Annotated in this window: 8 protein-coding genes and 1 rRNA gene; 5 read left to right on the forward strand and 4 right to left on the reverse strand. The window is 54.3% G+C overall.

Translation table 11 applies throughout. From position 1 onward, the window contains the following. Nucleotides 1–134 precede the first annotated feature (134 nt). Together rrf and FLS37_RS16435 are read left to right on the forward strand one after the other, a co-directional pair. Nucleotides 135–248, forward strand: a 5S ribosomal RNA gene (rrf, locus tag FLS37_RS16430). Between the two features lie 257 nt (nucleotides 249–505). Next, complete coding sequence (locus FLS37_RS16435) at nucleotides 506–925, forward strand: MaoC family dehydratase (protein ID WP_157671048.1); 420 nt, start codon at nucleotides 506–508, stop codon at nucleotides 923–925. 96 nt (nucleotides 926–1021) lie between these two features. On the opposite strand, the gene FLS37_RS16440 is transcribed toward FLS37_RS16435, so the two are convergent. Both FLS37_RS16440 and fabI read right to left on the reverse strand, forming a co-directional pair. Continuing rightward, on the reverse strand, nucleotides 1022–2362 hold the full coding sequence (locus FLS37_RS16440; protein ID WP_157671049.1) for a bifunctional enoyl-CoA hydratase/phosphate acetyltransferase: 1341 nt from the start codon (nucleotides 2360–2362) through the stop codon (nucleotides 1022–1024). Nucleotides 2363–2511: 149 nt separating this feature from the next. Next, entirely contained in the window at nucleotides 2512–3279 is a 768-nt protein-coding gene (gene fabI, locus FLS37_RS16445; RefSeq protein WP_157671050.1) for an enoyl-ACP reductase FabI, read from the reverse strand. Nucleotides 3280–3719: 440 nt separating this feature from the next. On the opposite strand from fabI, the gene FLS37_RS16450 reads away from it, so the two are divergent. Further along, nucleotides 3720–4478, forward strand: coding sequence for a ferritin-like domain-containing protein (locus FLS37_RS16450; RefSeq protein WP_157671055.1), 759 nt, complete (start codon nucleotides 3720–3722; stop codon nucleotides 4476–4478). Between the two features lie 158 nt (nucleotides 4479–4636). Here FLS37_RS16450 and FLS37_RS16455 read toward each other — a convergent pair whose 3' ends face one another. Then, nucleotides 4637–5257 (reverse strand): lytic transglycosylase domain-containing protein, encoded by a 621-nt coding sequence (locus tag FLS37_RS16455; protein ID WP_157671051.1) that lies wholly within the window; start codon nucleotides 5255–5257, stop codon nucleotides 4637–4639. Nucleotides 5258–5435: 178 nt separating this feature from the next. Between FLS37_RS16455 and nth the strand changes: the two genes are divergently transcribed. Further along, on the forward strand, nucleotides 5436–6086 hold the full coding sequence (gene nth, locus FLS37_RS16460) for an endonuclease III (protein ID WP_157671052.1): 651 nt from the start codon (nucleotides 5436–5438) through the stop codon (nucleotides 6084–6086). A gap of 21 nt (nucleotides 6087–6107) precedes the next feature. On the opposite strand, the gene FLS37_RS16465 is transcribed toward nth, so the two are convergent. Further along, nucleotides 6108–7022 carry a flagellar brake protein gene (locus FLS37_RS16465; protein WP_157671053.1) on the reverse strand — a complete coding sequence of 305 codons (915 nt, stop codon included), beginning with the start codon at nucleotides 7020–7022 and terminating at the stop codon, nucleotides 6108–6110. A 134-nt stretch (nucleotides 7023–7156) separates the two neighbouring features. Between FLS37_RS16465 and FLS37_RS16470 the strand changes: the two genes are divergently transcribed. Then, the gene (locus tag FLS37_RS16470; protein WP_157671054.1) at nucleotides 7157–9175 is read left to right on the forward strand and encodes a UvrD-helicase domain-containing protein; all 2019 of its coding nucleotides are present in this window, start codon (nucleotides 7157–7159) and stop codon (nucleotides 9173–9175) included. Nucleotides 9176–9562 lie beyond the last annotated feature (387 nt).

Here is a 9562-nt window from a genome sequence, read left to right on the forward strand (position 1 = left end):
TTATGCGGCTGATGGTATAATCGACCCAATCGATAATTGTTTGAGAAAGACCGGTGAGTTAAACGACTTGCTGATGATATTACTTCTTCTATTTCGAGTTGTTGTTTGAAAGAACAGTGACTCACCCAGTTTTGTCTGGTGACCATAGCGAGGTGGTCCCACTCCTTCCCATCCCGAACAGGACAGTGAAACGCCTCAGCGCCGATGATAGTGCGGATTGCCCGTGTGAAAGTAGGTCATTGCCAGACTCCCCAAAAGAAAAGCCCAGTTCGAAAGAGCTGGGCTTTTTGCTGTCTGCGAGATCGGCAAAGCGTCGGCTGGGTATGTGGTTGGAGGATAGATCAGGCCTAATTCTCAGCCGTATACCTATTAGTTCATTGGCGAGTGTGAATTTGTTTCTGGGTTTGTGCGATGCAGCATGTTATGCTGGTTTATCAACTGATTGCCGCAGTGAGTTGAGCTTGAATTTTTGAAATGTACTGCAGTCATTCATCAGGAGACCAGCATGTCGTTTTATTTTGAAGATCTGAAAGTCGACCAGACCGCGGAATATCGCAAAACCCTCACTGAAACCGATGTCGTTCTGTTTGCTGGTTTAACTGGCGATAATAACCCGATGCATATTGATGCCGAATTTGCGCAGCAAACCCGTTTTGGTGAGCGCATTGTGCACGGAATGCTGACCGCCAGTTTTTTATCGACGGTGATCGGCATGCACCTGCCCGGCCCTGGCTGTATTTATATGGCGCAAAATATCCGCTTCGTGCATCCGGTGCATATTGGCGATACCGTGAGCGCCCGGGCCCGGATTGTCGAGCTGTTTGCCGACAAGCAGCGCGTCAAGTTGGTGACTGAATGCTGGGTGCGCGATGTGCTGGTTTTGTCCGGTGATGCGCTGGTTTGGGTTCCTAAACGGCCTATATAAATGCCGTTCTGCATAAATACTGATTTATGCCACTAAGTGACCACTCTAAAAAGCCTCGCAGTTGCGAGGCTTTTTACATTGATTTTCAAGCCATAATCAGCGCATGGCGTGCGCAACCAGCACCATCACCGCGGCCGAGGCGAGGCGGGTTTTGACGTCGTCGGCACGGCTGGTCAGCACAATCGGCACGCGTGCGCCGAGCACAATTCCGGCCGAGTCGGCGGCGGCAAAGTAGCTCATTTGCTTGGCCAGCATATTGCCCGATTCGATATCGGGAACGACCAGAATATCGGCTTGCCCGGCAACGGGCGAGTTGATTTTTTTGGTTTTGGCGGCGGCCATCGAGATCGCGTTGTCAAAGGCGAGCGGGCCATCCAGAATCGCACCGTGGATTTGCCCGCGGTCGGCCATTTTGCACAGTAATGCGGCGTCCATTGTCGATGGCATTTTGTCAGTGACGGTTTCCACCGCTGATAAAAGCGCCACTTTCGGGCAGGCAATGCCCAGTATATGTGCCAGATCGATGGCGTTTTGTGTGATATCGGCTTTCGCAGCCAGCCCTGGCGCGATATTGATGGCCGCATCGGTGACGAGCAGCGCGCGCTCGTAGGCGGGCACGTCCATGACAAACACATGGCTGATACGCCGCGCGGTGCGCAGGCCGGTGGCCGAGCACATCACTTCGGACATCATTTCATCGGTGTGCAGACTGCCTTTCATCAGCGCTTGCGCCTCACCATTGCGGCAAAGTTCAACCGCTTTTTGCGCCGAATTATGGCTGTGTTCAGCACCGACGATGCGAACGCCAAGCAGCGAAATGCCCTCGGCGGCTGCAACTGCGCGGATTTTGGCTTCGGGGCCCACCAGAATCGGGATGATCAGCTTTTCTTGCGCTGCCAGCATGGCGCTCAATAGTGAGTCCCGATCACAAGGGTGCACCACGGCCGTGGGGATCGCGGGCAGCAGATCGGTTTTGGCACGTAAATTGGCAAAAACATGGTGCGCACGCAGCGTAAATTGCGGGGCTTCGGCGTATTCACTGCGCTGGCTTGCTGTGGGGGCAAGCACATGAATCGGCCCGCGGCACAATTGCTCGCCATGCTGGTTTTCGCAGTGGGCATCCAGAATCACCAGCTTGCGCGCTTCGTCCTTGCTGCTCACCGTCAGTGTGAGCGACAGGATATCGTCTTCGCTAATCCAGCCCTGTGCGTGCAGTTGATGATCTTCAATCAAGGAGCCGGGGCCAGGAAAGGAATTGATTGCGGTGGCGGTGAGAAATAAAAATATACCTATGGCGGGTACGCTCACCAAACCCTCGCGCTCTCTCTTTCCTGCCATCATACCCAGCATATCAATATCGCTGCGGCGTACCAGATGTTGGCGGTGGTATTGCTGGCCAATCTGCAGATCGGCAAAAAGCAGGTTTTCGACGCTCATGATGAAGTTTTCCTTGCAGGCTTTGCACGTAGGGCGCACTGATCGATAGCGCATTGCGCCGTGAATCCGCTCGAGCATGTGCAAGGTGCACCCCAGGAGTACTTGCTTCGCGGCGCAGTTCGCTGCGCTCAGTGCACCCTGCAGAATTTTTAAGCGATGATATTCATGCCGCCATCGACATAAAAGGTCGAGCCGGTGAGGCGTTTAGCGCCGTCCGAACACAGAAAGGCAGCTGCTGCGCCCACGTCGTCAATATCAACCAGCTCGCGCATCGGCGCGTGTTGCGAGGCCTGGGATAGCAGGGCATTAAATTCCGGGATGCCGCTGGCGGCGCGGGTCATAATCGGGCCGGGCGAGACGGCGTGAACGCGGATTTTTATGCTACCCAATTCATTGGCCAGATAGCGCACGCTGGCTTCTAGCGCAGCTTTCACCGGCCCCATCACGCCATAGTTCTGCACCACTTTTTCCGCACCCAGATAGCTCATGGTCAGCAGTGTGCCGCCCTGATTCATCAAGGGTTCGGCCAGCTTGGCCATGCGAATGAACGAGTGGCAAGAGACATCCATCGCCAGCGCAAAACCGGCGGCCGAGCTATCAACCACACGGCCATGCAAATCGTCTTTCAGCGCAAAGGCAATCGAATGCACGCCAATATCAAGGCGGCCCCAGCTTTGCTGGATTTGCGCAAATACGGCTTCCAGATCTCCCTCTTCCTGCACATTGCATTTGAGCACAATGGCCGGCTCCAGCTCTTCGAGCAGCGGGGCGATAAAATCTTTGGTGCGCTCGGTCTGGTAGGTGATCGCCAGCTGCACGCCTTGGTCCTTCAGCGCTTTGGCAACGCCATAAGCAATCGAATTGGCATTGGCCATACCGACGATCAGCGCGTATTTTCCTGCTAAAGCTTGAGTCATTGTGCTTGCCTCGTAATGATGATGAATCCGGGAAGCATCGCAGGCGGGTCGACGCGAGCTGTACATTCAATGCAATGGCTGCGATGCGAAATCTGTCTAGATGCTAGTCTTTCGCCATTTTTTGTGCAATGCAATATGTTGACTTGTTTGACGAAATGCAGAAAAAGCTGAATAAAATCAAGGTGGTGATGGTAGATAGATCTTGCTGCATGCCACCCTGATGCCCCAGCTACAGAAAGCTTGAATCAGCCCGCATAGGGTATAACCATGAAGTCATTGATAGTGCTGATTTGCAGCGATATACCCTTGCTAATCTCTGCGCGCTGGCATCGAGTGTACGACGCCCGGGATTGAGGCTTGCCAGTTGGCGTCTGTCGATGAATACTTCGCCCACCTGAATGTAGAGACATACCGTGTTTGCTGCCGCTTTTGCCGCCCTGATGGCGGAAAACCCCGCTGAGAAAACGGCCCTGCTGGCCCAGATCGACCTCGCTCAATGTCACGCTGTGGCCGATTCGCCGCCTGTGATTCCGGTCATTACGCCCGGCAGACCCGCCAAACCGGCGCTGGTGCCGCCCGCTAGCTTGCCGCGTCGGCGCAATCTGGGGCAGGCCGAAAACCGCGCTGCCTTGCTGCATGCCTTTGCGCATATCGAATTTAACGCGATCAATCTGGCGCTCGATGCCATTTATCGCTTTCGCGACATGCCCGCGCAGTATTACGCCGACTGGCTGCAAATCGCCAGAGAAGAAGCGTATCACTTCAGTTTGCTGCGCGAGCATTTAAACAGCCTGGGTTTTGACTATGGCGATTTTGACGCACACAACAGCTTGTGGGAAATGGCCGTGCGCACCGATGCCGACGTGATGGCCCGCATGGCCTTGGTGCCACGGATTCTGGAAGCGCGCGGGCTCGATGCCGTACCGCCGATCCGCGAAAAACTCGCCGCAGTCAAAGACACTCGCGCCTGCGAGATTCTGGATATTATCCTGCGCGACGAAATCGGCCATGTCCGCATTGGCAATCACTGGTATTACTGGTGTTGCGAACAACGCGGCTGCGAGCCGATCGCCACTTTTGTCGCGCTCCTGCGCGACTACGACGCGCCGGTCTTTCGCGGCACGCTCAACCACCTCGCCCGGCTGGAAGCGGGCTTCACCACAGAAGAAATGGCGCTGATTGAATCGTTGAAAGCCTAGGTGAGCGTTTTCCGCGATGGCCCGATGAGAACCCAAGTCAGTCAGGCTTAAAATCAAAAGGTACAAAAAAACCGACCTGCGTGGTCGGTTTTATATTTCGCATGGGTATTTCCATATAGAGCAATCAATGTTTGGTCTGTGGCGATATACCCTAGTATTTATTTCTGTGCGACTTTCTCGCCGACGCCGTCATTCCAGTCGTAATGGCCTTTCCAGGCGTTGTAAACCAGATTCGGGTATTCGGCTTTGCCGAGGCTGCCGTTGTAGCGGCCGAGGGCGCGGAAGAGGTCGCCGTTTTCGATATTCAGATAGTGGCGCAAGATCGAGCAGCCGTAGCGCAGATTGGTGTGCATATCAAACAGGCTTTGCTCTGGCGTGCCGATGGCGCGCTGCCAGAATGGCATCACCTGCATCAGGCCGCGCGCACCAACCGGGCTGATCGCGTAGCGGTTAAAGCGGCTTTCGATGTGGATGAGCCCGAGTACCATTTGCGGATCGAGTCCGGCGCGGGTGGCTTCGTAGTGGATGGCGGTGAGCAATTTGCGCCGCACGAATTCGTCGGGAATGCGTGATTTGAGGCGCTCGGACATCTCGTTCAGCCACGCTTCGCCTTCCGCTTTATTGGCAAACATCAGCCGCGGCTCGATGCGGTCGGCAATGCTGCGGCGCAGGCTGCTGGCGACCGAGTCGGATAAATATTCTTCGCGCTGTGCGCCCGCGTGTGCGGCCTGGCCAAGCAGGGTTAGTGTCAGCAGCGGAGGGAGTAAAAACTTCAACATATTGAAATACTTGCCGGAGATCGAGCTGTAATTTTCGCCGCAGAATGGAGCAGGGTCAATCTTTGCGGTGATGAATCGTCACTTTATCCGCGCCAGCGGCGGCACTTGGGCAGGGTGGCGCTTGATCGGGCGCTCGATTGCTGCCATATTCGCCGCTGCGCTCCCTTTGATTTGCACCATGAATAAACAAACCCGCCATACCTTTTATGCCCGGCTGGCCGAGCTGGACCCGAATCCAACGACCGAGCTTAATTACACGACGCCGTTTGAATTGCTGACGGCGGTGTTGCTGTCGGCGCAGGCGACCGATGTCGGTGTGAATAAGGCGACGAAAATTTTATTTCCGGTGGCCAATACCCCCCAGGGGATTCTGGCGCTAGGACATGAAGGGCTTGAGTCCTACATCAATACCATCGGTTTATATCGCAGCAAGGCCAAGCATTTGCTGGAAACCTGCCGCATGCTGATTGAGCTGCACGGCGGCGAGGTGCCGTGTGATCGCGAGAGCCTGGAGGCGCTGCCCGGCGTGGGGCGTAAAACGGCCAATGTGGTGCTCAATACCGCGTTTGGCGTGCCAACGATTGCGGTCGATACGCATATTTTCCGGCTGGGCAACCGCACTGGGCTGGCACCAGGCAAGGATGTACGCGAAGTCGAAGATAAGCTGCTGAAAGTCACGCCAAAGGAATTCATGCTGAACGCGCACCACTGGTTGATTCTGCATGGCCGCTATGTGTGCAAGGCGCGCAAACCGGAATGCTGGCGCTGTGTGGTCAATGATGTGTGCGATTACCGTAGCAAAACGCTCACGCCGCCGCCAGGGCGCTAGCGAGAATCGGTCCTCGCCGCTTTATTCTTCGAGCAGGCAGTTGAAAATATAGTGCTCAATCACCAGCCGTGCGCTGGGGCCCAGCGGGTCAAATTCAACGCCGTACTGAGCCGTGATGGCGGGCGGGTCGATATGGCAGTTGCGTACTTTGCCGCTGATGATCATCGTGTGGTCTTCGCCCGCGGCGGGCAAGCGCATGGCGATATTGAGCTTTTGCTCGGCTTCCAGCTTTAATTTGGCGCCTTCCAGCATGGCGCCGGTGGCCGACAGATTGGTGATTTTGGCGGGTGTCTGGTTTAAGCCCTCGGCGCTAATGCTCACGATCAGATTGCTGTTGACCCGAAAGCTGTTGCGCAACTGGTGGATTTCCAGCTTGTCCGGCCAGCTTAAATGCAGATAGGGAAACGGCGTAAAACAGACTTTTTCCACTAAGCCCTGAAAGCTCACTACATCTTTGCCGGCAATGGCTTTAACCTTGAGCGATTCGCCTTCGCGAAACGGCAGAATGGCGCCCTGCGCGTTGAGTGTGCTGATCAGTACGCCGCTTTTTTCCAGCCAGCCTATCAGTTTGACCGATGCTTTGGGTTTGAGCGGATCGCCCAGCGATTGCACATGCAGCGTTGCGTTCGGCTGCAGCTTCACCTGAGCCAGGTGCCGGGCGTTGCGCACGGGCTTGGCAGGCGCTTCAATCACCTCCTGCGGAATGATGCTGCTGGGGTTCAGGCTGGGGGCGGGGCGCGGTTTGCTTGGGGCGGCCTGCCACAGCGGGTTGCGAAACAGGCCTTGCTCACAAATCTGGGCCAGCTGCTTCTCGTTCTGGATAATTTGCCCTTCCCTGAGCAAGAGTTGGTGCTGCCCATCGTAAATCGGATAGCTTAAAGGCACGCCGATTTGCAAATCCTGCTTGCGCACGGGCTGAAGGGCGGAGTGGGTCATGTTGTACAGATCGCTCAAAAGGATATAGTGGTTGTAATCCAATTCTTACTACGCGCCAAGTATCAGCCGACCTGCGTTGCAGTTTGCCGACGTGTTAACATTTCCGGCTTCGCCTGATACAAAGTTGTGCCCAGATGTTGCATCTACTCAATGCCCCCCAACGCGCTGCTGTGCAGTATTTATCCGGCCCCTGTCTGGTGCTGGCTGGCGCTGGTTCGGGCAAAACACGCGTGATTACGCAAAAGATTGCCTACCTGATCGAAACAGCGGGCATGGATGCGCGCAATATCGCGGCAATTACCTTTACCAATAAAGCCGCGCGCGAGATGCAGGAACGGGTGGCTACGCTACTACCGCCTGAGCGCTTGCGCGGCCTCACGGTATCGACCTTTCACAGTCTGGGCATGAAAATCCTGCGCGAAGAAGCGCCACACTTGGGCTACAAGCCCAAATTTTCGATTCTGGATTCGGCCGATGCCAACAAAATCATTGCCGATCAGTTGGTCACCACCGATAAAGCACTGATTCGCCAGACCGCCAGCCATATTTCGATGCTGAAAAATGATCGTATCTCGCCCGATAAGGCGATGGCGATGGCCACGTCCGAGGGTGAGTTGCAACTGGCGAAGATTTACCGTGCTTATCAAGATACTTTGTACGCTTATCAAGCGGTCGACTTTGACGATTTGATTCGTCTGCCGGTTGATTTGTTTGAAGACAACGAAGAAGTTTTAAAGAAATGGCGCCATAAGTTGCGCTATTTATTGATCGACGAATATCAAGACACCAACACCACGCAGTACCAATTGGTGAAGCTGTTGACCGACGTCACCGGCTATTTCACCGCGGTGGGCGATGACGACCAAAGTATTTATGCCTGGCGCGGCGCGAACGTTGAAAATCTGAACTTGCTCAAAACCGACTTCCCCAAGCTGGAAGTGATTAAGCTCGAGCAAAACTATCGCTCGGTGGCGCGCATTTTGCGCAGCGCCAATGCGGTGATTGGGAATAACCCGAAATTATTCGAGAAAAAACTGTGGTCGGATTTGGGCGAGGGCGATCTGATTAAGGTCGTCGAAACCAAGAGCGACGAAGATGAAGCTAAATGCGTCGCCGACCGCTTGCGCCAGCATATGTTACTCAATCGCACTTCGTATAAAGATTATGCGATTTTGTATCGCGGCAATTTTCAGGCGCGGATTGTCGAGGCGCAGCTGCGCAACGATAAAATTCCGTATGTGATGGCTGCGGGCGAGAGCTTTTTTGATCGTGCCGAGATTAAAGACATTCTGGCTTACCTGCGTTTGATCGCAAACGAGAACGACGATCCGGCGTTTATCCGCGCCGTTACCACGCCCAAACGCGGCATCGGCAATGTAACGTTAGAAAAGCTGGGGGCATACGCTGCTAGCAGGCAGATATCCTTGTTTGCAGCGGTATACGAGGAGGGGTTTATTCACCAGATTCAAGCCGCCCAAAATGAAATGCTACATACCTTTTGTAATTTTATCGGCAAACTGCAATCACGCGCCGAACGCGAGCCAGCAGGACAGCTATTACAAGAGCTGCTTGGTGCGATTGATTATGAAGCATGGCTCTACGAAACCGAAGAGCAAAAACCGGCCGAGAATAAGTGGAAAAGCATTCTCGACCTAGCGGGCTGGGTGAATAAGAAAGGCGAAGAGGATGGCAAAAACCTGATCGAAATCGTGCAAACGATTGCGATTATTACGATGCTTGAAGGTCGCGACGAAGAAGAAGTCGACGCGGTGCGCCTCTCGACTTTGCACGCCAGCAAAGGGCTGGAATATCCACACGTCTTTTTAATCGGCTGCGAAGAAGACATCTTACCGCATCAAAACTCGATCGAATCAGGCATGGTCGAAGAAGAGCGCCGGCTGATGTATGTGGGCATTACCCGCGCGCAGCGTAGCCTGACGATTACGTATTGCAGCAAGCGCCGTCGCGCCGGTGAATGGCAAATCACCCGCCCAAGCCGTTTTCTGGATGAAATGTCAGTCGGCGATGTGCACTTTAGCGGTCGCCTATCCGAAAAATACGCGCCAACCGCCGAAATCAAAAAAGAGCACGCCAGCCGTGCCGCGATGTTGATGGGTAGCCTGAACGCGTTGATCCCTGCTGCTAAACGCTGATTTAGTACCGATTTGTCGTTTTTTTGATTATAAAACTCAGCCCGCGTCAGCGGGCTGAGTGCTGTTCGGCTTAGTGTTTGCACTGTTTGAGCGTTCGGTGTCGCTATTTCTGCCCATTGCGCGCAGTTTTTGCTGGTTTTGTTCAGTACTGTGCTGGTGCTGGTCGTTTGATTTTCGCGTTCGCTGCCAGAATGTTTCAAACTTCGTTTCCTTATCAATCAATCACTTAGCATCTTTCTTTCCTTTTCTTTGTCGATAGGTGTTGACGTGTTTCAAGGCGGTGGGTATAGTTCGGCCTCTCTGCTGATGACGCAGCGAAACAAAACGAGTTTCTCTCTGTCTCACACCGATCTTTAACAAATTACAGCCGATGAGTGTGAGTGCTTG

It is taken from the genome of Chitinibacter sp. GC72 (genome assembly GCF_009760905.1).
In the GTDB taxonomy this organism is placed as follows: domain Bacteria; phylum Pseudomonadota; class Gammaproteobacteria; order Burkholderiales; family Chitinibacteraceae; genus Chitinibacter.